The 21708-nt window shown below is 61.0% G+C and carries 25 protein-coding genes; 6 read left to right on the top strand and 19 right to left on the bottom strand.

Features of this window, described 5'->3' with window-relative positions:
- Positions 1-113: 113 nt before the first annotated feature.
- On the bottom strand, positions 114-1463 hold the full coding sequence (locus AO692_RS01010; RefSeq protein WP_082407181.1) for a DUF6600 domain-containing protein: 1350 nt from the start codon (positions 1461-1463) through the stop codon (positions 114-116).
- A 299-nt stretch (positions 1464-1762) separates the two neighbouring features.
- Here AO692_RS01010 and AO692_RS01015 point away from each other — a divergent pair, with 299 nt between their 5' ends.
- Positions 1763-3562, top strand: coding sequence for an NAD(P)/FAD-dependent oxidoreductase (locus AO692_RS01015; protein WP_054308161.1), 1800 nt, complete (start codon positions 1763-1765; stop codon positions 3560-3562).
- Positions 3563-3628: 66 nt separating this feature from the next.
- Here the strand turns inward: AO692_RS01015 and AO692_RS01020 are convergent, their stop codons facing one another.
- From AO692_RS01020 to AO692_RS01035, 4 genes are read right to left on the bottom strand one after another with little or no spacing between them, the layout of a single operon-like run.
- On the bottom strand, positions 3629-4087 hold the full coding sequence (locus AO692_RS01020; protein ID WP_054308162.1) for a GNAT family N-acetyltransferase: 459 nt from the start codon (positions 4085-4087) through the stop codon (positions 3629-3631).
- A 4-nt stretch (positions 4088-4091) separates the two neighbouring features.
- Complete coding sequence (locus AO692_RS01025) at positions 4092-4652, bottom strand: GNAT family N-acetyltransferase (RefSeq protein WP_054308163.1); 561 nt, start codon at positions 4650-4652, stop codon at positions 4092-4094.
- Between the two features lie 27 nt (positions 4653-4679).
- Positions 4680-4988, bottom strand: a complete 309-nt coding sequence (locus AO692_RS01030) for a hypothetical protein (protein WP_054308438.1) — start codon at positions 4986-4988, stop codon at positions 4680-4682.
- Positions 4989-4990: 2 nt separating this feature from the next.
- Positions 4991-5557, bottom strand: coding sequence for an XRE family transcriptional regulator (locus AO692_RS01035; RefSeq protein WP_054308164.1), 567 nt, complete (start codon positions 5555-5557; stop codon positions 4991-4993).
- A 157-nt stretch (positions 5558-5714) separates the two neighbouring features.
- Here AO692_RS01035 and AO692_RS01040 point away from each other — a divergent pair, with 157 nt between their 5' ends.
- Entirely contained in the window at positions 5715-7547 is a 1833-nt protein-coding gene (locus AO692_RS01040; protein WP_054308165.1) for an ATP-binding protein, read from the top strand.
- A gap of 67 nt (positions 7548-7614) precedes the next feature.
- Here AO692_RS01040 and AO692_RS01045 read toward each other — a convergent pair whose 3' ends face one another.
- Both AO692_RS01045 and miaA read right to left on the bottom strand, forming a co-directional pair.
- Entirely contained in the window at positions 7615-8412 is a 798-nt protein-coding gene (locus AO692_RS01045) for a GGDEF domain-containing protein (RefSeq protein ID WP_054308439.1), read from the bottom strand.
- A 103-nt stretch (positions 8413-8515) separates the two neighbouring features.
- Positions 8516-9481 carry a tRNA (adenosine(37)-N6)-dimethylallyltransferase MiaA gene (gene miaA / locus AO692_RS01050; RefSeq protein WP_054308166.1) on the bottom strand — a complete coding sequence of 322 codons (966 nt, stop codon included), beginning with the start codon at positions 9479-9481 and terminating at the stop codon, positions 8516-8518.
- Between miaA and serB the strand changes: the two genes are divergently transcribed.
- Both serB and AO692_RS01060 read left to right on the top strand, forming a co-directional pair.
- Positions 9480-10367: a phosphoserine phosphatase SerB gene (gene serB, locus AO692_RS01055; protein ID WP_082407159.1), complete on the top strand. Its 888-nt coding sequence runs from the start codon at positions 9480-9482 to the stop codon at positions 10365-10367. The two genes, miaA and serB, sit on opposite strands and share 2 nt — an antisense overlap.
- Positions 10364-10936 (top strand): GNAT family N-acetyltransferase, encoded by a 573-nt coding sequence (locus AO692_RS01060; RefSeq protein WP_054308167.1) that lies wholly within the window; start codon positions 10364-10366, stop codon positions 10934-10936. The genes serB and AO692_RS01060 overlap by 4 nt, the downstream gene beginning before the upstream one ends.
- Positions 10937-10983: 47 nt before the next feature.
- Here the strand turns inward: AO692_RS01060 and AO692_RS01065 are convergent, their stop codons facing one another.
- The 6 genes from AO692_RS01065 to AO692_RS01090 form a co-directional block, all read right to left on the bottom strand.
- On the bottom strand, positions 10984-12522 hold the full coding sequence (locus AO692_RS01065) for a DegQ family serine endoprotease (protein WP_054308168.1): 1539 nt from the start codon (positions 12520-12522) through the stop codon (positions 10984-10986).
- A 127-nt stretch (positions 12523-12649) separates the two neighbouring features.
- On the bottom strand, positions 12650-12835 hold the full coding sequence (locus tag AO692_RS01070) for a DUF2065 family protein (RefSeq protein ID WP_054308169.1): 186 nt from the start codon (positions 12833-12835) through the stop codon (positions 12650-12652).
- Positions 12836-12839: 4 nt separating this feature from the next.
- Entirely contained in the window at positions 12840-13751 is a 912-nt protein-coding gene (locus tag AO692_RS01075) for a protease modulator HflC (protein WP_054308170.1), read from the bottom strand.
- Entirely contained in the window at positions 13751-14848 is a 1098-nt protein-coding gene (gene hflK / locus AO692_RS01080; protein WP_054308171.1) for an FtsH protease activity modulator HflK, read from the bottom strand. Before hflK ends, AO692_RS01075 begins: the two co-directional genes overlap by 1 nt.
- A gap of 250 nt (positions 14849-15098) precedes the next feature.
- The gene (locus AO692_RS01085; RefSeq protein ID WP_054308172.1) at positions 15099-15617 is read right to left on the bottom strand and encodes a dihydrofolate reductase; all 519 of its coding nucleotides are present in this window, start codon (positions 15615-15617) and stop codon (positions 15099-15101) included.
- The gene (locus AO692_RS01090) at positions 15617-16627 is read right to left on the bottom strand and encodes a DUF4424 domain-containing protein (protein WP_054308173.1); all 1011 of its coding nucleotides are present in this window, start codon (positions 16625-16627) and stop codon (positions 15617-15619) included. Before AO692_RS01090 ends, AO692_RS01085 begins: the two co-directional genes overlap by 1 nt.
- A 134-nt stretch (positions 16628-16761) precedes the next feature.
- Between AO692_RS01090 and cobF the strand changes: the two genes are divergently transcribed.
- The gene (gene cobF / locus AO692_RS01095) at positions 16762-17523 is read left to right on the top strand and encodes a precorrin-6A synthase (deacetylating) (protein ID WP_054308174.1); all 762 of its coding nucleotides are present in this window, start codon (positions 16762-16764) and stop codon (positions 17521-17523) included.
- A gap of 19 nt (positions 17524-17542) precedes the next feature.
- Here cobF and AO692_RS01100 read toward each other — a convergent pair whose 3' ends face one another.
- From AO692_RS01100 to modA, 4 genes are all read right to left on the bottom strand, one after another.
- On the bottom strand, positions 17543-17884 hold the full coding sequence (locus AO692_RS01100) for a winged helix-turn-helix domain-containing protein (RefSeq protein ID WP_054308175.1): 342 nt from the start codon (positions 17882-17884) through the stop codon (positions 17543-17545).
- 89 nt (positions 17885-17973) lie between these two features.
- Positions 17974-19086, bottom strand: a complete 1113-nt coding sequence (modC, locus tag AO692_RS01105) for a molybdenum ABC transporter ATP-binding protein (protein ID WP_054308176.1) — start codon at positions 19084-19086, stop codon at positions 17974-17976.
- Entirely contained in the window at positions 19083-19787 is a 705-nt protein-coding gene (modB, locus tag AO692_RS01110; protein ID WP_054308177.1) for a molybdate ABC transporter permease subunit, read from the bottom strand. The genes modC and modB overlap by 4 nt, the downstream gene beginning before the upstream one ends.
- A 30-nt stretch (positions 19788-19817) precedes the next feature.
- The gene (gene modA, locus AO692_RS01115) at positions 19818-20603 is read right to left on the bottom strand and encodes a molybdate ABC transporter substrate-binding protein (protein WP_054308178.1); all 786 of its coding nucleotides are present in this window, start codon (positions 20601-20603) and stop codon (positions 19818-19820) included.
- Between the two features lie 168 nt (positions 20604-20771).
- On the opposite strand from modA, the gene AO692_RS01120 reads away from it, so the two are divergent.
- Positions 20772-20978: a molybdopterin-binding protein gene (locus tag AO692_RS01120; protein WP_054308179.1), complete on the top strand. Its 207-nt coding sequence runs from the start codon at positions 20772-20774 to the stop codon at positions 20976-20978.
- Positions 20979-21003: 25 nt separating this feature from the next.
- Here the strand turns inward: AO692_RS01120 and AO692_RS01125 are convergent, their stop codons facing one another.
- Together AO692_RS01125 and AO692_RS01130 are read right to left on the bottom strand one after the other, a co-directional pair.
- Positions 21004-21351 carry a hypothetical protein gene (locus AO692_RS01125; protein ID WP_244483219.1) on the bottom strand — a complete coding sequence of 116 codons (348 nt, stop codon included), beginning with the start codon at positions 21349-21351 and terminating at the stop codon, positions 21004-21006.
- A gap of 98 nt (positions 21352-21449) precedes the next feature.
- Positions 21450-21662, bottom strand: a complete 213-nt coding sequence (locus AO692_RS01130) for a hypothetical protein (protein WP_054308181.1) — start codon at positions 21660-21662, stop codon at positions 21450-21452.
- Between the last annotated feature and the right edge of the window lie 46 nt (positions 21663-21708).

Consider the following 21708-nt stretch of genomic DNA (forward strand, 5'->3'; position numbering starts at 1 on the left):
CACGCTGATTTTCAAGATCGCCATGGGGCACCCTGAGTGCTGGCGCGGCATTCGCCGCAATCGCTTCAAAACGACCGATTGCGGCGAACACTAGCAAGCTGTTTTTGCGACGCTCAGCCTCGTGCCCTGCAATGCGGATCGTGCGGATCGCATTTGCTGAGCTTGCGCGCGGCGGGGGCAGGCTTGTGCGGAACAACCTGTGGTCGGCGCGGCGCATTCATATGAGCAGTCTGGTGTTGAGGCATCGCCCGAGCAGGCGCCGGGTGGTGCTGTGGGTGAGCACCTTCTTGCACAACGGCCGCGTTGATGCGGTGGCGCTGCGCGATCGCTGGATTTGGTGGCCTCGGCCTACGTGGCGCGTTGTTCGTGTGAACTGATTGCGGCCGGGCCTGTTTCTCGTTGATGCTTCCTTCGATCCCGGGCTTTCCTGAGCCGGCTCCCGCTACCGGCGGCAATGGCTTCTTGGGCGATTGTTGCACCCCCTTCGCCGCTGGGCTTCCCTTGGATTTCGGCGGCACCACCAGTTGGGTAACTGCGGGCGACCTGCCGGCAGTCACGTTATCGGGTTTGGTTGGCGCTGTGGGATTTGCCGTAGCGTGTGCAATACCGGCTGGCGCGGCAGATTTACCTGGCAAAGGTAGGGGCTGTCCCGGTTGCAGAGATACGGCCCTGACCTTGACCTCATGAGCCTTCGAGACATCGAGCTTGGCCGGTGCCAGCGATCCCTTGGCCGGTGGCACGATGTTGGCCGCTTGGACCTTGGCGGCTACAGGCTGGGGCAACCGTGCCAGTGTCGGGCCGGCGTTGATCGGAATCGCTCGGTTCTCGATCCGAACGGTTGAGCTGCCATAGTTGTTGTAGATATTGTTCACCACCACCCGCTGGTCGATGATGGTGGTGTTGCGCACAATCGTCACATTGTCTTCGACCGGACGCAGCGCCGGCAGGACCTCGGCCGCGCCGATCGCCACGATCGGAACGAAAGACCACCATGCGTCGTGGAACACCACGCGCTCTTCCGGCGGCGGTGCCGGCACCCAACCGACATAGTCGTTGCTCTGGCGCCAGACGACCCAGGCCGGTGCCCATTCGTCGCCGGCGATCCAGACCCAGCCCAGTTCGTCGTCATAGGCCCAGCGTCCGTAATGGAAGACGACGGTGCCGAACGGTTCGCTGGATTCCCAATACCACCCGTCATCGGTCCATAGCCAGCGGCCAACCGTATACGGCCGCCATGTGGTGGCGACGGATGGTACCCAGACCTCGCCATATCGGCGCGAGATCTGCCAAACGCCATATCTGGTGAGCTTTTCACGCACCGTCATCGAAACGGAGGCGGCATTCGCCGACTGGACAACTGGCGCTATCAGCGGAACACCGGCCGTTCCACTGATCGCAAGGATGAGAACCAGGCAGGCCGCTTTCAGGCACCTGCCTTTCAAGAAGAATTTTTCCGCGTTCACGACACACACTCCAATGCCCGTGCCCTTCTGCGAAACGCGACCGGCGGCCATCCCTCAACGCAGACCGAGATATCGCTGAAGCAACGATTTCAAAGCAGCGAGACGGTATTGGGGCAGGCTCTATCACGTTCCCGCGAGCACGCCCCTCAACAGGGCCACACCGCTATAACCTCTTGAAATCGCACCAAACTATGGTGGGGCGTGACGAAAGCGGCCGTCTCTGCCGATACTTTCCGCGACCGGCCGGAGGATCGGCATAGCCGCAACGATCGTCACGTTTCCAAAGGGAGGAACCCCGCATGCTCGACAAGGCCCCCAACGCAAAGCTTTCCAAACTGCTCGCCGATTTTGGAGCCGCACTTGCAGCCAGCGACATCGAAAAAGCCGTCTCCTTCTTCCAGGACGACTGCTATTGGCGCGACCTTGTCACCTTCACCTGGAACCTCAAGACGATGGAGGGACACGATCAGATCCGCACCATGCTGAAGAGCCAGCTTGGCGCCATCAAGCCGTCGAACTTCGCGATTGCCCAGGGCGAAGATGCAACGGAAAGCGACGGGCTGCTGGAGAGCTGGATCACTTTCGAAACCGAAGCGGCGCGCGGCTACGGCCACATCCGGCTGAAGGATGGCAAGATCTGGACGCTGCTCACCACCATGGCGGAATTGAAGGGTCATGAAGAGAAGGCGGGCTTCACCCGTCCGCTCGGCGCCAAGCATGGCCAGGGCAAGAATCGGCCGAGCTGGAAGGAGGAGCGCGAGAAAGAGCAAGCCGAACTCGGCTTTGCCACCCAGCCCCATACGCTCATCATCGGCGGCGGCCAGGGCGGCATCGCGCTGGGCGCGCGGCTGCGGCAGCTCGGCGTGCCCACCATCATCGTGGAACGCAACGAACGCCCGGGCGATTCCTGGCGCAAACGCTATAAGTCGCTCTGCCTGCACGACCCGGTCTGGTACGACCACCTGCCCTATATCGACTTCCCGAAGAACTGGCCGGTCTTCTCGCCCAAGGACAAGATCGGCGACTGGCTGGAAATGTACACCAAGGTGATGGAACTGAACTATTGGCCCTCAACCGAGGCCAAAAGCGCGTCCTATGACGACAAGAACAAGGAATGGACCGTCACGGTGCGGCGCGATGGCAAGGATATCGTGCTGAGACCCAAACAGCTCGTATTGGCCACCGGCATGTCTGGCCGGCCCAATTTGCCGAAATACAAGGGCATGGAGACCTTCAAGGGCGACCAGCACCATTCCTCCAAGCATCCGGGGCCGGATCGATACGCGGGCAAGAAGGCGGTCGTCATCGGCTCCAACAACTCCGCTCACGACATCTGCGCCGCCCTTTGGGAAAACGGCGTCGACGTCACCATGGTGCAGCGCTCGACCACCCATATCGTCAAGTCCGATACGTTGATGGAGATCGGGCTGGGGCCGCTTTATTCGGAGCAGGCAGTGGCAAATGGTGTCACCACGGCCAAGGCCGACCTGATCTTCGCTTCCGTGCCCTACAAGATCCTGCATGAATTCCAGATCCCGCTCTACCAGCAGATGAAGGAACGCGACGTCAAATTCTATGACGGGCTGGAAAAAGCCGGCTTCATGCTGGACTGGGGTGACGACGGCTCCGGCCTGTTCATGAAATATCTGCGCCGCGGCTCGGGCTACTACATCGACATCGGCGCCTCGCAACTGATCATCGATGGCGAGATCAAGCTGAAGCGCGGCCAGGTCCAGGAGATCAAGGAACACTCCGTGCTGCTCGACGACGGCACTGAGCTGCCGGCCGACGTCATCGTCTATGCTACGGGCTATGGCTCGATGAATGGCTGGGCAGCGGAGCTGATCAGCCAGGACGTTGCCGACAAGGTCGGAAAATGCTGGGGTCTCGGCTCCAGCACCACCAAGGATCCAGGACCCTGGGAAGGCGAGCAGCGCAATATGTGGAAGCCGACGCAGCAGGAGGCCCTGTGGTTCCATGGCGGCAACCTGCACCAGTCGCGCCACTATTCGCAGTTCCTGTCCCTGCAACTGAAGGCTCGCCATGCCGGCATTCCGACGCCGGTCTACGGACTGCAGCAAGTGCATCACAAGGGTTAGGCGGTGGGCGGCCGGGCCGGCGCGTTGGACCGGCCCGGTTCATTTTTCAAATTGCTCTGAAGAATTTCAGTCCAGCCGCTTCTCCATGAAGACGCTCAGCGGATCAGGACGGTAGTCGCCAAACGGCCCGATGCGGACAAAACCGGTGCGCTCGTAGAGGCCGAGCGCCTCGTGATTGGCGATACCGGTCTCGAGCCGCAACCAGGTGACGCCGGCCTCCCGCGCCCTGTCTTCCAGCTCGATGAGCAGCGCCTTGGACAAGCCCCTGCCCCGCACCGTCGGCACCACCCACATACGCTTCAACTCTGCCCAACTCTCATTGAGCGCCAGCGCACCGGTTGCGACGGCAACCCCATCGGCATCCCGCGCCACTGCGAACCGGACATTGTCGGCGCGCAGTTCGTCGATCGACAGGAAATGATTGCTTTCGGCGGGGTAAAGCGAAGCGCCATAGCGTTCACCGTCCTCGAGCAAGGCGATGATTTCGGGCTTGGCCGGATCTTCGAGCGCGATCGCGAATGACATAGCTTCAGGCCTCCATTGCGGTCGCAACCGCGAGCGACGGGTCGGACGATCCGATGCGTTTCCAGAACAGCAGCGTTCCGCTGAGACCTCCATGCGGTTTCAGGGCATAGTCCGGGATCTCGCCGGCGAGTGTGAAGTCGAGTCTCTTATAAAGAGAACCCGCACCGCCATCCGTTGCGGTGTCGAGGACAAGGAGCGTGCGCTGCTGCCGTATGGCGAGCTCTTCTGCAGCAAGCATCAGCCTGGTCGCGATACCCCTGCCCCGATGGCTATGCCGCGTCATCAGCTTGGCGATCTCGGCGCGGTGCGGCTGATTTGGCGGCAGATTGAGCAGAAGGGTCACGGTACCGACGAGGGCGTCATTGTCGAAAGCCCCCAGGATCGCCCTTTCGCCACGCAGCGCGGCAGCCATCGCTTCGGTCCAGAATGTCTTCGCTGCATCCAAGGAAAGCGGATGCATGAAACTGACCGATCCGCCAGCGGCAACCGTCTCAACCAGGATTTCAGCCAGCGTTTCTATCGTCTCAGCCGAACCGGCGAGTGGTCTGATGTCAATTGCAGTCATTTTGGTTTTCTGATTGGAGTGCAGAACTCAGTCAAAATGACTGAAATTGCGGCGTTTGCGGGAACGTTTGATCTCATCGACACGCGCGCCGTCGTCGGCGCTGAGATGCCGACCGCGTTCGAGCAATTCCAGCGTGTATTCCTCATAGGTCAGACCAACCGCTTCGGCTTTGGCCAGCCTGAACAAGGCGATGTCACGCGATTTCGGCTTCCAGGCTGCCTTATGGGCACTGCGCCAATGGATGAAGCGATGCGCGTCTCCCTTCCCCCAGGCAGGTCCCTTGTAGTCGTCGAGCGGCGGCCCGCCATTGTGGTTTCGTCTCGGCAGACGCGGCATGATCATGTCCTGATGAGCACGGTGAGATAGCGGGCAGGTTCCGGCCCTGGCGCATGGAAGACGCAGTCGGCCGGCGCGCCCAGCGCCAGGCAATCGCCTGGTTCGAGCTCGTGCACCACGTCCCCTTCGGTGAAATCGAGACGGCCTTCCATCAGCCATATCTGCTGGCGGATGAAGGCATAGCTGCTCGCCGGCAAGCTGATGTGTGCACCGGCTGGGAGTTCGACCTGCACCATTTCCAGCGGCATGTCGGTCTGAGGCGACAGGTGCCGCCGGATATAGCCGGTGCCGGGATCCCGCCATTCCGGCTGCTCCTTGCGCCGGGCAACGCTGCCGCCCTGCAGTTCGGCACGCGCGATCAGGCTGGAAAGGGTTAGCTCGAACGAGGTGGCGATACGCACCAGAATCGGCGCGGTCGGGCTCGCCGAACCGCGTTCGATGGCGCTCAGCATCGCCTTGGAGACACCGGACCGGTCGGCCAGCTCCGCGAGCGACCAGTTTCTCATTGTGCGCTCCGCACGAATGCGGGCAGCAATCCTTGTCGAAAGATCATCCGATATAGAAGACATACGTCCAAGATATCATATGATCGTCGTTGCGAAAGAGGGTTTCGCCGATTGTTCAAATTGTCGCGGCGCTTTTAACCGCCTCTATACCATCCACTCACACGCGACCTTAACCGAGAATGATTAGCATCCGCCAAGGCAGTGGGGACCCTCTTCGTTGATGTTTGTCGAACGTGCAGCTTCCGGTGGTGAGCCGATATCGCAAGAGCGGCGGGACGCCGCCCAGACCGACAAGCGTATCCTCGGCCATGTCGTTCGCTGCGACGGCGCTCGCGCCACCATCAGCGCCTTCGCCGACGGCGAGGAAGGCTTCGTCACCGGCCATTGGTCGGTCGGCAAGATGATCTCCATCAATCTGGGAAGCACCCGCACGGTCGGTCTGGTCTACGCCATCTCCAAATCCGATCTCGCCTGGAACGACAGCGGACAAAACCCGATCGAGGTCAATATCGAACTGGTCGGCGAGGTGCGCGACGGTGCTGAACCGGGTGCCAGACCCGTGTTCGATCGCGGCATCACGATCTATCCGCACATCGGCGCGATCGCCCACCGCATCCGCAGCCGTGATCTTGAGGCCGTCTACGACCTTGCAGGCCGTCGTGCCATCACCGTCGGCGCACTGTCGCAGGATGAGACGATTTCTGCCAACATTGCCATCGACGACACACTGTCTCGCCATTTCGCCGTTGTCGGCACCACCGGCGTGGGCAAATCGACCGCCGTCTCCTTGCTATTGCGCAAGGCGATCGCCTCGAGACCCGATCTCAGGGTGCTGATCCTGGATCCGCACAATGAATTCGCGGCCTCGCTACAGGACCAGTGCGTCAAGATCGACGCCACCACGCTCGATCTGCCCTTCTGGATGTTCAAATTGGAGGAACTGGCGGAAGTCATCTTCCGTGGCCGGGCGGCGCCGCCCGAAGAGATCGACCTGCTGCGCGACCTGATCCCTGTCGCCAAGAACCTCTACCGAAACGCGGGCAACATTGGCTATGCACGCCGCGGCGCCGATACCATGACCGCCGACACACCGGTGCCCTACCGTATCGCCGACCTCATCAAGCAGATCGATGAGCGCATGGGCCTGCTCGAAAGCAAGGCTGAGAGACCGATACTGAAGTCGCTGCGCATACGCATTGAATCGGCAGCCGCGGACCCTCGCTACCGCTTCATGTTCAATTCGCGCCTGATCGATGACACCATACACGAGACGATCGGCAACATCTTCCGCGTACCGCATCATGGCCGCCCGGTAACATGCTTCGAAATGGCCGGCCTGCCATCCGAAGTCGTCAACTCGGTCTGTTCGGTTCTGGCCCGCCTTGCCTTCGATCTCGCTCTGTGGAGCGAGGGAAAACTGCGATTGCTGCTCCTATGCGAGGAAGCGCATCGCTACATGCCCGCCGATCCACGCCTTGGCTTCGAGCCGACTCGGCACGCGCTGTCGCGCATCGCCAAGGAAGGCCGTAAATATGGCTGCTATCTCGGCGTTGTGACCCAGCGACCTGGCGAACTCGATCCAACCATCCTGTCGCAATGTTCGACGTTCTTCGCCATGCGCCTGTCCAATGAGCAGGATCAGGCAATCATCCGCTCGGCCATCGCCGATTCTTCCGCCTCGAGCCTCGCATTCCTGTCATCCATGGGCCAGCGCGAGGCGATCGCCTTCGGCGAAGGCGTGGCGACCACGATGCGGCTGAAATTCGAGAAGATCGATCGCAGCCTGATCCCGGGCGCTGCAAAGCATGCGGTGGAAGCGCAGCCTGGAGACAGCCGCGATGTCGACCTCGCCGGTATCGTGGAGCGGCTGCGCAACGTGCCGAAGCCGCAGCCGGCGATGAATTTCTCGGAAGCCGTCGACACAATGCGGCAAGCGGGAGATTCGGACTATCGCAAGCCGGTGATAGCCACCCGGCCGCAGCCCGACGACGACTTCGACACGCGCTATGGCCTCAAGCCGGCGACGTTCGGGCTCAAGCCGCAAAACGACTGACCACACTTCCGGTGGATCGCGGTTATCGTCTCTCGATGTCTGGAGCTGCCGCTTCGCGTAAACCCGCTCACGCAGCGCAAACCCGATTTCGGCCCTGGCGCTTGGCTTCGTAGAGCTGCTTGTCCGCGCGGCGATAGAATGCCTCGGCCGTTTCCGACGTATCCCATACCGCCAGCCCAACGCTGGTTGTAACCTTCAACCGCACATTGCCGTTCAGGACCGCCAGGCTGGCGACCCCCTTGCGGATACGTTCGGCGAACTTTCGCAACAGCTCGTCATCCATATTCGGTGCGACAACGGCGAATTCCTCGCCGCCAAGCCGCGCCACCACGTCGTGATAACGCGTCATGCCTTTCAGACAATCCGCAACAGCGCGCAGCACATCGTCGCCTACATCATGGCCATGCGTGTCATTGATCGATTTGAAGTGGTCGAGGTCGAGGATCATCAATCCGACAGGTTTGCCGATGCGGCGGAACTCGGCGATGTATTCGCGCAGCGCATCGTCGAAGAAGCGACGGTTCTGCATTCCCGTCAATCCATCCGTCAGCGCCGCCTGCTCCAGCGTCACTGAGCGCGCGCTGAGTGTAGCCGTCATGGCCCTGAGCTTACCTTCCTCACGTACCTGGTCACGGATCAGCGGATAAATGAAGAACACTCCGAAGAAGAAGGCGGTGGCCAAAAGCACGCCGACGGCGAACAGCAGCGTACCCAGATAACTGATGTTTTCATGGGTTGCGGCGGCATCGTCGATCTGAGCGGCGGTGGTATCCAGCAAACCATGGGCGTGCAGCGTCACCATGCCTGCGGCAAGGATCACGAAGATAAAGACGAAAAAGGCGTGCTCAGCCTTATGAAACCGCATGCCCATCCAGCCCACAGCGATGCAGGAGCCTTATGGCACGTTCAGGCTTACGCCGCGGTTAACTTGAACAATCCTTGCGATTTCAGAGTTAATACTAAAAAGTCTATTCAATTTTCTTTTCGATTGCCGCGCGCACCATCTTCAGCATGGTTTCGTTTGGCAACAATCTTTGCCATTCGGCGCCGAGTTGATTGCGAAACCAGGTGGATTGGCGCTTGGCATATTGCCGTGTCGCGATCTTTGCCCGCTCCATCGCCGCCCCGGCATCCATTTCTCCGTCCAGAACGGCTTGCAGCTCACGCACGCCGATCGCCTTCATCGCGGGCAGCGCCGGATCGAGACCGAGAGCGAGGATCTGCCCCACTTCTTCCAAAGCACCTTGTTCGATCATCGCATCGAAGCGTCGGTCTATACGCGTTCTCAGCGCTTCACGGTCCGGCTCGATGACGAAGAAGTGCGCGCTGGTTCGGTCGATCAGCGGCTCGCCGCGCTGACCTTGCCAGGACAGGATCGAACGGCCGGATGCGTCCAGGACCTCCAGTGCACGCGCAATGCGCTGGCCGTCGCTTGGTCGCAGTTGCATGGCCATCGCCGAATCCCTCAGCATCAGTTCGCGATGCAGCCGCGGTGCACCGCGCTCTATCAATTCGTGACGCCAGCGCTCGCGGATATGCGGCGGAATATCCGGCATGGCCGAGATTCCTTCGGCGAGCGCCCTGAAATAGAGGCCGGTACCGCCGACGAAAACCGGCCGGCGACCGGCAAGAGCGTTCTTTTCGATCAATTCCGAGACGTCACGGAGCCACGCTCCAGTCGAATAGGCGGTCGAGGGGGGAACGTGGCCATAAAGAAAATGTGGAACGCGAGCCAAGTCGTCAGCTCCCGGACGTGCGGTCAATACATTGAGGATCGAATAACCCTGCATGGAATCGGTGTTCACGATGACACCGTCGACATGCTCGGCGATTTCGAGAGCCAGCGCCGACTTGCCGCTGGCAGTCGGGCCGGCTATCAGGATCGCGTCCTTCACGCGGCCCTCTTGCGCCGCCTTTCCCAGGATCGCCTCCATGCTGCTTGTTGCCACGCTCGTCTCCAGTCCAACCGGCGGCGCACTCACGCCAGCTCTTGCGCATAAGGCCTCGCAGGCGGTCGGTGCAAGCGCAACGCGCTGGCTTGGCGAAGCCATTGCCTGTGATCTTATCCTGCCCGACGGCATCGATGACGCCGAGATTGCAGCGACGCTGCAGCATACGCTTGCTTCGGAACCCGTAGACATCGCCGTTCAGGAAGACGCCACGCGCCGCAAAAAGATCCTCATTGCCGACATGGATTCCACCATGATCGATCAGGAATGCATCGATGAGCTGGCCGACGAGGTCGGGCTGAAGGAGAAGGTTGCGGCGATTACCGCGCGTTCCATGAACGGCGAGATCGCCTTCGAGCCGGCTTTACGTGAACGCGTCGCGCTGCTCAAGGATCTCGACAATGCAGTGGTTGGCCACATCATCGCCAACCGGCTGACGCTTGCGTCGGGTGGCCGCGCCCTGGTGCAGACGATGCGCAGGGCCGGAGCCCACACCGCGCTCGTCTCCGGCGGCTTTGACGTCTTCACAAACCGCATCGCCACCATGCTCGGCTTCCACGAGAACCGTGCCAACCGGCTGATCGAGGCGAACGGCCGCTTCACCGGCGAGGTTGCCGAGCCTATTTTAGGCCGCGCAGCCAAAGCAGAAGCGCTCCACGATATTTCGGCAAGGCTTGGCCTCACGCCTGCGGATGCCATGGCTGTCGGCGATGGTGCCAACGACCTCGACATGATCCGGCTTTCCGGCACTGGCGTCGCGCTTCATGCCAAGCCGTCAGTTGCAGCCGAAGCCAAGGTCCGTATCGACCATGGCGACCTCACCGCCCTGCTCTATCTGCAAGGCTACCGACGCGAGGATTTCGTCAAATGAAGCCGATCCGCACGAAAAGACTGATCCTGCGCAACTGGGAAGATCGCGATCGCGAACTGTTCTTCCGCATCAACAGCGACGAACGCGTGATGGAATTCTTTCCGTTCCGCCGAACCCGCGCCGAGGCGGATGCGAAAATCGGCGAGATGCGCGACAATATCGAGCGCAAGGGCTTCGGCTTCGCCGCTGCAGAGATCATTGCCACCCGTGAGTGCATAGGCTTCGTCGGCCTTACCGGCACGGAGCACGTGCCCTTCCTGCCGGCAGGAACCCTTGAGATCGGCTGGCGCCTGGCGCCGGAATTCTGGGGGCACGGTTATGTCTCTGAAGCAGCCCGTGCATGGCTGACGTTCGGCTTCGAAACACTTGGCCACGACGAGATCGTTTCTTTCGCGGTACGCGATAACCGCCGTTCGACTGCCGTGATGGAAAGGATCGGCATGACGGCCGATCCCTCGCGCGATTTCGATCATCCGAGCGTCCCCGAAAGTCACCCGCATCTGCGCCCTCATGCCTTCTACAGCCTGAAGCGCAAAGACTGGGAAGAACAAAAAAGGGCGGCCAACTAGCCGCCCTTTTTTGATTCAGGATCAATGGATTCCAGAGATTTCCGGAATCAATCCATTCGCACGGTCACGAAGCGCAGCTCACCGGTTTTGGAAGCGAGCATCAACAATGCGTTCTTACGGCCTTGCTGCTTCAGCGAGGCGATCCGGTCGACGACTTCCTTCGGCGTCGCCACCGACTCCTGTCCGATCTCGGTGATCACTTCGCCCGCCTGAATGCCACGCTCGGCCGCCGCCGAATCCTTGGCGACCTCCGTGACAACCACGCCTGAAACGTCCGCGGCAATGCCGAACTTGCCGCGGGTATCATCGTTCAGTTCGCCAATCGACATGCCGAGCACGGTGGCTGCAGCAACAGGTGCCGCCTTGTCATCCTTACCGGGCTCACCCTTCCCTTCCGCGTCGGCCAGCTTCTCGCCGTCCTCGAGCCGACCGAGTGTAACCTTGACCGTCTGCTCCTTGCCCTTGCGGACGATGATCACATCGACGGCCTTGCCGACCGGACTCTCGGCGACGACGCGCGGCAGATCGCGCGTTTCTTCGATATCCTTGCCGTCGAATTTGGTGATGACGTCACCGGCCTGGATCGAACCATTGTCGACCGGACCACCCTTGATGATACCGGCGACCAGTGCGCCCTTCGGCTCCGCCATGCCGAGGCTCTCGGCAATGTCCTTCGTAACGGGCTGGATGCGTACGCCCAGCCAGCCGCGCCTCGTCTCGCCGAATTGACGCAACTGGTCGACGACGCCGACGGCAAGCTGGGACGGGATCGAGAAGCCGATGCCGATCGAACCACCCGATGGTGAGATGATGGCGGTGTTGATGCCGATGACTTCGCCGTTCATGTTGAACAGCGGACCGCCGGAATTGCCGCGATTGATGGCTGCATCGGTCTGGATGAAGTCGTCGTAGGGACCGGAATTGATGTCGCGGTTGCGCGCCGAGACGATACCGACTGTGACGGTGCCGCCAAGGCCGAACGGGTTGCCGATTGCCATTACCCAGTCGCCGATGCGCATCTTGTTGGAATCGCCGAATTTCACCGCCGTCAGCTTGTGGCCCTTGGGGTCCACCTTCAGCACGGCGATATCCGTTTTGGTGTCGGTACCGATCAGTTTCGCCTTCAGCGTCACCCCATCGGAGAAATTCACCTCGATGTCGTCGGCATCCGCAATGACGTGGTTGTTCGTGACCACGATGCCTTCGACGGCATCGACCACGAAGCCGGAACCGAGCGACTGAACCTTCTGCGAGCCGCCGCCCTTTTGGCCGCCTCGATCCTTGAAGAAATCATCGAAGAAGTCCTGGAAGGGCGAACCTTCCGGCAACTGTGGCATCGGCACGGCGCCTGGACCTTCGCTTCCCTTCACCGTTTGCGATGTCGAGATGTTGACGACCGCACCGAGCAGCCCCTGAGCGAGGTCGGCCACCGAAGCCGGACCATTGGCAGCGGGCGCCGCCTGTGTTGCGGCGGGAGCTTGTGTCTGTGCGACAGCGGATGGAATGGCGACCGTGCCAAGCATCAGTGCGGCGGTAGCGGCGGCAAGCGTCTTTCTTGCCGCACGCAGGATCGGTTCGGACTTCATCGGGGCCTCCCGGCAAATCAGCAAGAGTGTTTTCAACGGCATGTCGCCAGTGTGGAAAGAAATAAGGCACGTTTGCGGCCCTGACCACCCGGCGGAGGATAAATCCCCGGACTGGACTGAGCTCCTCTCAGCCACGCACCAGCCAAACGATGCCAACACCAAGAGCGATCGCTGCCAGCCCACCAATTCTCAGCATGCCTTCCGGCATGGCGAGAACATCCGTGGCGAGCCGCTTGGCCAAACGTGGAAAACCGCCATAGACGAGGCCCTCGACGACGAGAACCAGGCCCATGGCGGCGAGAAAATCCTGCACGAATCTATTGCGCAGGCTTAGGCGTTGCTGCCGGCGCAGTGCCCGCCGGATCGCGGAAATACCGGAAGAACTCTGAGTTCGGCGACAAAAGCATCGTGGTGCCGGTGTTGTCGAGCGCTGTGCCATAGGCGTTCATCGACCGGTAGAAATCGAAGAATGCGGCGTCGCGATTGTAGGCGTTGGCGAAGATGGCACTGCGTTCTGCATCGCCCTCACCGCGCAGGATCTCCGATTCCTTGTTCGCCTCTGCAACGATCTCGACCACTTCGCGGTCGGCGCGGGCCCTGATGCGTTGGGCGGCTTCATTACCGCGTGCTCTCAGCCGCTCGGCCTCCGCCAGACGCTCAGCCTTCATGCGGTCAAAGGTCTGTTGCGAGACCTCCGCCGTCAGGTCGGTCCGGCGGATGCGCACATCGTCGATCTCCAGACCGAGTGACGTGGCGTCCGGGCGCAACTGGTCACGCACCTCACGCATCATGATGCCGCGCTCTTCGGAAAGAGCGGCCTCGAAAGCGCGCTGGCCGTAGACCCGGCGCAGCGATGCATCCAGACGCGTCTTCAGCCGCTGCTCTGCCAGTTCGATCTGGCCGGAAACCGCTGAGCGGAAGACGCGTGGATTGGAAATGCGATAGGCGATGAAGGCATCGACCTCGTAGAACTTGCCGCCCGAAACCTGGACACGGATATTGTCGAGGTCAAAACGCAAGACACGCTTTTCGATGAGTTGCACGGTGTCGGCATCGAAGAACGGGAACGGCGCCTTGAAGTAGATGCCGGGATCGGTCTTGACGTCGATGATCTCGCCGAAACGCAGCACGATCGCCTGCTGGCGGGCGTTGACCACGAAGACCGACGAATAGAGCAGGAACAATATGACGGCGATTGCGACGATGATCGCGGGAAGACGATTGGCCATTACTGGTTACCTCCCGGGGTCTTCGGCTGCAGTGCCGGCAAAGGCAGGTAAGGCAAAACACCCTGGCCATTGCCATTCGGCTCGACGATCACCTTGCTGGAATCCCTCAGAACCCTCTCCATCGTTTCCAGATACATGCGCCGGCGCGTCACATCCGGCGCCTTCGCGTATTCGTCATAGATCGAGATGAAACGCTGCGCCTCACCTTGCGCTTCCTGCACGACGCGGTTCTTGTACGCAGCCGCCTCTTCGCGGACCTGGGCTGCCTGACCGCGGGCTTGGCCGAGCTTCTGGTTGGAGTACTGGTTCGACTCTTCCACGTAACGGTCTTCATCCTGCTCGGCACGCTGCACCTCGTCGAAGGCATCGGCCACTTCACGTGGCGGCGCGGCATCCTCGATGGATACGGCGTTCACGTTGAGCCCTGCCTTGTAACTGTCGAGCGTCGCCTGGATGTTCTCGCGCACGGCCATAGCGATGCCCTGCCGATCGTCGCGGAAGATGTCCTGCGCCGGACGCCGGCCAACGGCCTCGCGCATCGCGCTTTCGGCAACCTGCCTCAGCATTTCGTCCGGATCGGCGACGTCGAACAAAAAGGCGCGTGGGTCTGACACCTGATAGGCCACGGAAAACTGAACATTGACGATGTTCTGGTCCCCCGACAGCATCAATCCGGATGTGTTGCCGCTGCGGGCACCACCGCCGATATTGACCAGTTGTTCGGAAATCTTGGCGGTCTCGACCGTTTCGATCGGCCACCAGTGGAAATGCAGACCGGGCTCTGAGAGCTGTTCCTTCGGCTTGCCGAAGCGCAACTCCACCGCCACCTCGTCCGGCTGAACCGTATAGATGGCCTTGAAGAGCCAGCCGGCAATCAGCACGAGTGCGATCAGAAGATAGACCGCCGGGCTGCCGCCACCGCCGGGAAGCGCGCTGCGCAACCGGTCTTGCCCGCGGCGGATGATGTCTTCGAGATCGGGCGGCGAGCCTTGTGGGCCGCTCGGTCCACGTGGACCTTGCCCCCATGGGCCCTGATTATTACCGCCGCCACCTCCCCAGGGGCCGCCTCCACCGCCACTCTTGTCGTTCCAGGGCATGAATGTCCTTTCGCTGGGATTCCCTCACGCGCCGGAGCCGGCGCAAAATCCTTGTTGTCCTTCTATAGGGATGCCTCCGCGCGCTTTCAACGCACCAGCCTTCCAATGCGCGGTTCTTAGCTGCAGTTTGGCCGCGACGCTTTGTCGTGGTTAACGCATCGGCGCGAAATTCAGAGCCGATTTTCGGAGAGCGCGATGCGCTGATTCAAAGTTTTGGAGCCTCCTTTGCGCGTCCGGCAAACGCGCCGCTCTAAACGCGGGCACGCCTTTCGTAGACGACATGACGCGTCGGATGGCTGTCTTTCTCGCCGGCCGGAATGTCTTCGGAACTGACGATACGCCACGTCCCGGGATCGATCGGTGGGAAGGAAGTGTCGCCATCAATCGAAGCCAGCACGTGCGTGACATGCAGCCGGTCTGCCAATGGCAGCGCTTGCGCATAGATCTGGCCGCCGCCAATGACGCAGATTTCATCCGCACCCGCCGTGCAGCGGCCGCGTATGCGGGCCAGCGTCAGGCCGTCATCCAGAGAGGCCACCACTTCCGCACCTTCTGCTTGATAGGAGCGCTCGCGGGTGACCACGATGTTCAGTCGCTCCGGCAATGGGCGCCTGGGGAAACTTTCCCAGGTCTTGCGGCCCATCACCACCGGCTTGCCCAGCGTATCGGCCTTGAAGCGCTTCAGGTCTGTGGAAAGCCGCCAAGGCAAGCCGCCCTCGCGGCCAATCACGCCGTTTTCGGCGATGGCAACATGGATCGAGACGCGCATCAGTTGCCATTTCCATTTTCAGGTCGATCGAGCAGGAGGATATCGATGTCGCGCTCGGGCACGAAATCCTCTGCGGTCATCTCGAAGGTGGTTGGTCCAGTCTTCTTCACGCCCGTGCCGCAGAAGGAGACGAGCGACCGAGCATCGATCTTGTCCACCGTGAGCTTGAACTTGCCGATGCTTCCAGTCGCCCAGTTGCCGCCGGTGGTCAGGATATAGGCGATGCGGCTCTCATAGAGTTGCGGACTGCTGTCGGTATTGTCCTTCTGTGCCTTGCGCACCGCCGCCTCGAAGGCCTCATCCATGCAGTAGCGGCGTTTGTAATTGTCATACTCGCCCTGGAACTTGCCATCACTGAAGAAGGTCAAGCCTACGGTTGCGCCGACACTTGGCTTGTAGCGATGCGAGACATGCACCGGCTTGCCGGCCGGAAAGGTCGCACGCCACCAGAAAGTCGAGCGCAATTGCCAGTAAGGTGAGCGCACGCTTTTCCAGCCGGAGCCGTCGTCAAACTGATCCATGACGATGATGCCGCGGGCCAGCCAATCGTCGGCAATCTGTTGCGGCAGCTTGGCAAGCGCGGCCAAGGCCGCCTTCCCGTAAGGGTAAAGCGGCACGTTCTGTGCTTTCAACTCGGCGCTGACATCGACGCCAACGGCAAAAGCCTTTTGTTCCAGCTCTGGTTTGACGGCAGTGCCATCGACGGTCACCCCGAAGCCGAGAAAGTTGTCACTGCCCTCTTCCGGAATGGAGGGCATCTCATAAGGATTGGCTTCGATCTCCGGCAACGGGAAGGCGACAATGGTATTCACATCCTTGTCGGAGGTGTTGCGGAAGACGTAGTCGACCGTGACCTTGTCGGGTGAAATGAAGAGATCCTCGCTGCCCATCGAGACGACATCGTTGCGCGACAGGATAAGCCCGCCAGCGCCAAGTTCCGCGGTGGAATCGTTGGCAAAGGCGGGAGCCACGGCAAGCGCCAAGCCGAACGTCAGCGCGATGCGAACCATCTAGCGATTCCCTTCTGAAGAAGCGCCAAGAGCCTACTTGGTTCGAAGGCCGCATCAAAGCCTTTCGATCGTCGCCGATGAACATGGCTTCTCCACTCTGGACAGACCAGCGGGGATCGGGCAGGACAGCGCGCATGCGCAAGGTTCTCGTGATCGGCATCGGCGCCGGCAATCCCGAACACATGACGGTCCAAGCCATCAACGGCCTGAACCGTGCCGACGTGCTTTTCATTCCGGACAAGGGCGCCAAGAAGAACGAACTCGCCGAGTTGCGCCGCGAAATCTGCGACCGTTTCGTCACCAACCCGAAATCGCGCCGAGTCGAGTTCGACGTCCCGGTCCGCGCCGAGCCGGCACCGTCTTATCGCGCGACCGTCGATGACTGGCATGAGGAAATCGCCGACATCTACGAGCGCCTGCTCCGCGAGGAGATCACCGAGGATGGCCATGGCGCCTTCCTGATCTGGGGCGATCCCTCACTCTACGATTCCGCGCTGCGCATCCTGGAACGCGTCAACCGGCGCGGCAACGTCACCTTCGAGCTGGAAGTCATCCCCGGCATCACCGCCATCCAGGCGCTGGCTGCCGGCCACAAGATGGCGCTGAACCGCATCGGCGATCCATTCCTGGTCACGACAGGCCGCCGATTGACGGAAGAGGGTCTGCCAGGCAACGCCGATACCGCCGTGGTCATGCTGGACGGCAAATGCTCCTTCCAGACTGTCACCGAAAAGAACACCACCATCCACTGGGGTGCCTACCTCGGCACGGCCGACGAAATCCTGATTCATGGTCGACTGGGCGACGTCGAAGACAAAATCATCAAGGTCCGCGAGGCCGCCCGCCAGCGCAAGGGCTGGATCATGGACACCTATCTGCTGAGGAAGCCAGAATAGCCGGCTCTGCGCGAGCATCTCATGCGGCGTCGATTTCAGCCTGCAAGGCCTCCATATGCGCCTGGGCTGCGGCGGTGGCAGCCCGCTCGATCGCCCGGTAGCGGCTGACGACAGCGAGCCCCACGGCCGTCAGTTGCGCGCCACCGCCCTTGCGGCCACCGGTCTGCGCCGCCACCAACGGCTTGCCGAAGACACGGTTCATGTCTTCGACCAGATCCCAGGCATGCTTGTAGGACATTTCCATGCCACGCGCCGCCGCCGAGATCGAGCCGAAAGCGGCGATCTGTTCCAGGAGCTCTATCTTGCCGGGGCCGATGCGGCCGTCCGGGTCGAGATTGATCCGCAGGCTGAGCGAAGGCATGCTTTCCTCCCGCGTCCATATCTGGGGCGCCGTTATTTTTTATCGCCACCGTTATTCCATATGAGAATAGCGCGTGACAAGAGGGCGCATCAGGCGTCGAATTGTTCCTTCGGAGCGGCCGCCATATTGGCCTGATCGAAACTCACGGTCTTGATGACCGCAAACACGTCACGACCGGAGACGAGCGACAGCGCATGCTGCGACTGCCGCGTGATGCGCGCCATCACCGTCACCCCGTTGCAGTCGATCCTGACCTCTATGGCTGCCCCCTCGCCCGGCTCGATCGCCGCGACGCGACCGGCCAGCACGTTGAGTGCGCTCAGGCCATGCGGCTGCTCGGTTGCGATCATCACGTCTCGCGCACGGATGCGAACCCTCACCGGTTGGCCGACAATCGCCCGCAGATAAGGAACGCGGATCTCACCTGCCGGTGAACCCAGCACGGTCATGCCGAACCGCTCATCGTGATGCAGCACGCGCGTGTCCAGCACAGCGCCGCCTTCCACACGCTCTTCATGGGAAAGCAGGTCGAGCCGCTGCATGATCTCGGTGGTCGGACCAGCGGCGGCAACCTTGCCTTGCGCCATCACCACCACATCGCTTGCCAGTCGCGCCACTTCGGCAACCGAATGGCTGACATAGACGATCGGGATTTTCGTTTCGTCGCGCAGGCGCTCGATATAGGGTAGAATTTCAGCCTTGCGTGCCTCATCCAACGAGGCCAGCGGCTCGTCCATCAAAAGCAGCTTCGGGCTGGCCAGCAGCGCCCGGCCGATCGCAACGCGCTGCTTTTCGCCGCCGGAAAGTTTGGCCGGCCGACGGTCGAGCAGATGACCGATGCCCAGCAGTTCGACCACCGCGGGTATATCGCCGTAGCGTTCAGCCGCCGGCGTGAACCAGCGGCCATATCGGAGATTGGCCGCCACGCTCAGATGCGGGAAAAGCCGCGCATCCTGGAACACCATGCCGATGCGCCGCTTGTGCCTCGGCACGAAGACACCCTCTTTGGTGTCGACCAATACACGACCGTCAACGGCGATGAGCCCTCGCTCGGGCCGGATCAATCCCGCTATGGCGTTGATCAGTGAAGTCTTGCCGGAACCGGAAGGACCGAAAAGCGCCGTCAGGCGGCCCGAACTCTCGAAAGCCGCCTCGAGCGAAAAGCCGCCTTGCCGGTGGCCGATATCGACCAAGACGCTCATTCGATGTCCATTCTGCGGCCGACACGGCGCGCCAACACTTCGGAGGCGATCAGGGCAGCCATCGAAATGACGATGCTGATGAGGGTCAGCCTCAACGCACCTTCGTCACCGCCCGGCACCTGCGTGAAGGTGTAGATCGCCGAAGGCAGCGTCTGGGTCTCGTTCGGAATGTTGGAAACGAAGGTGATGGTCGCGCCAAATTCACCCATCGCCTTGGCGAAGGAGAGAATGGCGCCGGCGATCATGCCGGGCAGGATCAGCGGGAGTGTGACGGTGGCGAAGACCCAGAGCGGGCTGGCGCCTAGCGTGCCGGCGGCTGCTTCGAGCTTGCGATCCACCGCCTCGATGGAAAGGCGGATCGCCCTCACCATCAGCGGAAAGCCCATCACGCCGCATGCCAATGCCGCGCCGGTCCAGCGGAAAGAAAAGACGAGACCAAAATAGTCGGCAAAAAAGGCACCAGCCGGTCCGCGCCGACCGAAGGCGAGCAGCAGCAGATAGCCAGTCACCACCGGTGGCAGGATCAATGGCAGGTGCACGATGCCGTTGAGCAGCGTTTTGCCCCAGAATCTGCCACGAGCCAGAAGCAACGCCACCGCGATGCCGATCGGCAGGCTGACCAGCATCGCAACGGTGGCGACCTTGATGGACAGCCGGACCGCATTCCATTCGTCAGGGCTGAGGTCCAGCAGCCAGTTCATGCTCGCTTAGTATGCCTCATCGGCAATGCCTCACTGGGTCGGCGCGAGCAGCGTGAACCCCTGCGCCTTGAAAAGCTCGCCTGCCTTAGCAGAGCGCAGGCACTTCAGGAAAGCCGGCGTATCCTTGTCCTTGGATTCCGCCGTCTGGGCGACCGGATAGACGATGGGAGGATGCGTCTCTTCCGGGAAAACACCGATGACCTTTACGCCTTTCTCGGCGTTGGCGTCGGTCTGGTAGACGATGCCGGCGGCGGCCTCGCCGGTAGCCACCAGTTTGAGTGCTGCGCGGACGTTCTCGGCCTGCGCCACCTTGCCTTCCACCGAAGACCAGACACCAAGCGATTCCAGCGCGGCCTTGCCGTATTTGCCGGCTGGCACTGCTTTGAAATCCCCCATGGCAAGTTTGCCATCACCAATCACCTTGGCGAGGTCGAAACCCTTCTCGACCTTGACTTCCGCCTTGGAATCCTTGGGCGCCACCAGCACGATCTGATTGCCGAGCAGCTTCACCTCGGTATCAGGCTTGGTCAGCTTCTTGTCGGAGAGATATTTCATCCAGTCGAGATCAGCCGAGACAAAGATATCAGCCGGCGCGCCCTCTTCGATCTGCTTGGCCAGCGCCGAGCTCGCCGCATAGGAAATCTTGGCAGCCTCGCCGACATCTTTCTCGCAGGCCTTGTTGACCTCATCAAGCGCGTTCTTGAGGCTGGCGGCGGCAAAAACGACAAGCTGCTCGTCCGCACGTGCTGCAGACACCGCCAGCATGGTCGCCATCCCGCCCGCGGCAAGCGCCGCAATCAGACCTTTGCGTATCATCAACCTCTCCCTGATTCACCAAGACATCCAGCCATAGGCTCATCAGCGATATATTCACATGGATATAACAAAGGAAAGTCTTTTCGCAAAAACCGTGGTATGCATTTCACAGTGGCGACGCCATCATGTGGCATGGCTTTGCCATCGCAGTAGACACGAGGAGACAGCATGAAGATCAGTGCGCGTAACACGTTGAAAGGCAAGATCGTCGAGATCACCAAGGGCGCGACCACTTCGCATGTCCGCATAGATATCGGTGGCGCAGTGGTCACCTCATCCATCACCAACGAAGCCGTCGCCGACCTCGGTCTCGCCGTCGGCAGGGATGCCTATGCCGTCATCAAGGCATCCGACGTGATGGTCGGCATCGACTGATTGGTTCGGTGCTCGCGACTGCGGCCTAACCCGTCCACATCATCGAGCGAAGTATTGCCTGCATGTGCTGTTCCAGATCGAGTTCGCCCCGTGCCTCGATCTCCAAAAGGTAACTGGCCTTGGCGCAACGATCGCCTTCTGTGGCTGCAGGATAGACGCAGATGGCCATAAGCGCGTCTTCTTCAGTTCGGCAGGCATCGTTGAAGACAACGCCGCTGCCACTGACGTGGTCGACGGTTTTGCGGAGCGCCGCATATGACGATTTGTGAGCCTCAATCAGCGCGGTCAGTTCGGCGCTGTCTCTCCTCCGGGCGTCAAATGCCATAGCTTCAACTGTTGTTGCAACGACTGCGACACTGGATTGAAGCAGCAAGGTGCGGCGATTGATCCTAGACGTGATGAAATCTCCCTTGGCGGAGCTGTTGTTTCAAAGACTTGATGCAACATAACATGACAGCCTGCGCATTCCTGTCAGGAGCGATCGGCATGCTTGGCCGGAGCAATTCCAGGAAAAGTGTGTAACGGTTTTCCATCTGGAAAACGGAAACGCTCTAGAAGCGGAGCCACGCCCGGCGCGCTGATGGCCCGGTCTGCCATATCGAGATTTTTCCGCTTTGGCAGAGGGAGCTTGCCGCCATCGAACAGTTCGAGCGCCTTGAAAGGCTTGCTGGCTGCATCCTTCACGGCGCGATCTGCCGCGGCAGAGACTGGCCAACGACAGCTCGGCACG

The organism is Mesorhizobium sp. 1M-11, from assembly GCF_001303895.1.
Taxonomy (GTDB): domain Bacteria; phylum Pseudomonadota; class Alphaproteobacteria; order Rhizobiales; family Rhizobiaceae; genus Mesorhizobium.

Coding starts and splice junctions, on each gene's coding strand:
- AO692_RS01015 (WP_054308161.1), top strand. CDS start 1,763: ATGCTCGACAAGGCCCCCAACGCAAAGCTTTCCAAACTGCTCGCCGAT.
- AO692_RS01020 (WP_054308162.1), bottom strand. CDS start 4,087: ATGTCATTCGCGATCGCGCTCGAAGATCCGGCCAAGCCCGAAATCATC.
- AO692_RS01025 (WP_054308163.1), bottom strand. CDS start 4,652: ATGACTGCAATTGACATCAGACCACTCGCCGGTTCGGCTGAGACGATA.
- AO692_RS01030 (WP_054308438.1), bottom strand. CDS start 4,988: ATGCCGCGTCTGCCGAGACGAAACCACAATGGCGGGCCGCCGCTCGAC.
- AO692_RS01035 (WP_054308164.1), bottom strand. CDS start 5,557: ATGTCTTCTATATCGGATGATCTTTCGACAAGGATTGCTGCCCGCATT.
- AO692_RS01040 (WP_054308165.1), top strand. CDS start 5,715: ATGTTTGTCGAACGTGCAGCTTCCGGTGGTGAGCCGATATCGCAAGAG.
- AO692_RS01045 (WP_054308439.1), bottom strand. CDS start 8,412: ATGCGGTTTCATAAGGCTGAGCACGCCTTTTTCGTCTTTATCTTCGTG.
- serB (WP_082407159.1), top strand. CDS start 9,480: ATGCTGCTTGTTGCCACGCTCGTCTCCAGTCCAACCGGCGGCGCACTC.
- miaA (WP_054308166.1), bottom strand. CDS start 9,481: ATGGAGGCGATCCTGGGAAAGGCGGCGCAAGAGGGCCGCGTGAAGGAC.
- AO692_RS01060 (WP_054308167.1), top strand. CDS start 10,364: ATGAAGCCGATCCGCACGAAAAGACTGATCCTGCGCAACTGGGAAGAT.
- AO692_RS01065 (WP_054308168.1), bottom strand. CDS start 12,522: ATGAAGTCCGAACCGATCCTGCGTGCGGCAAGAAAGACGCTTGCCGCC.
- AO692_RS01075 (WP_054308170.1), bottom strand. CDS start 13,751: ATGGCCAATCGTCTTCCCGCGATCATCGTCGCAATCGCCGTCATATTG.
- hflK (WP_054308171.1), bottom strand. CDS start 14,848: ATGCCCTGGAACGACAAGAGTGGCGGTGGAGGCGGCCCCTGGGGAGGT.
- AO692_RS01085 (WP_054308172.1), bottom strand. CDS start 15,617: ATGCGCGTCTCGATCCATGTTGCCATCGCCGAAAACGGCGTGATTGGC.
- AO692_RS01090 (WP_054308173.1), bottom strand. CDS start 16,627: ATGGTTCGCATCGCGCTGACGTTCGGCTTGGCGCTTGCCGTGGCTCCC.
- cobF (WP_054308174.1), top strand. CDS start 16,762: ATGCGCAAGGTTCTCGTGATCGGCATCGGCGCCGGCAATCCCGAACAC.
- AO692_RS01100 (WP_054308175.1), bottom strand. CDS start 17,884: ATGCCTTCGCTCAGCCTGCGGATCAATCTCGACCCGGACGGCCGCATC.
- modC (WP_054308176.1), bottom strand. CDS start 19,086: ATGAGCGTCTTGGTCGATATCGGCCACCGGCAAGGCGGCTTTTCGCTC.
- modB (WP_054308177.1), bottom strand. CDS start 19,787: ATGAACTGGCTGCTGGACCTCAGCCCTGACGAATGGAATGCGGTCCGG.
- modA (WP_054308178.1), bottom strand. CDS start 20,603: ATGATACGCAAAGGTCTGATTGCGGCGCTTGCCGCGGGCGGGATGGCG.
- AO692_RS01120 (WP_054308179.1), top strand. CDS start 20,772: ATGAAGATCAGTGCGCGTAACACGTTGAAAGGCAAGATCGTCGAGATC.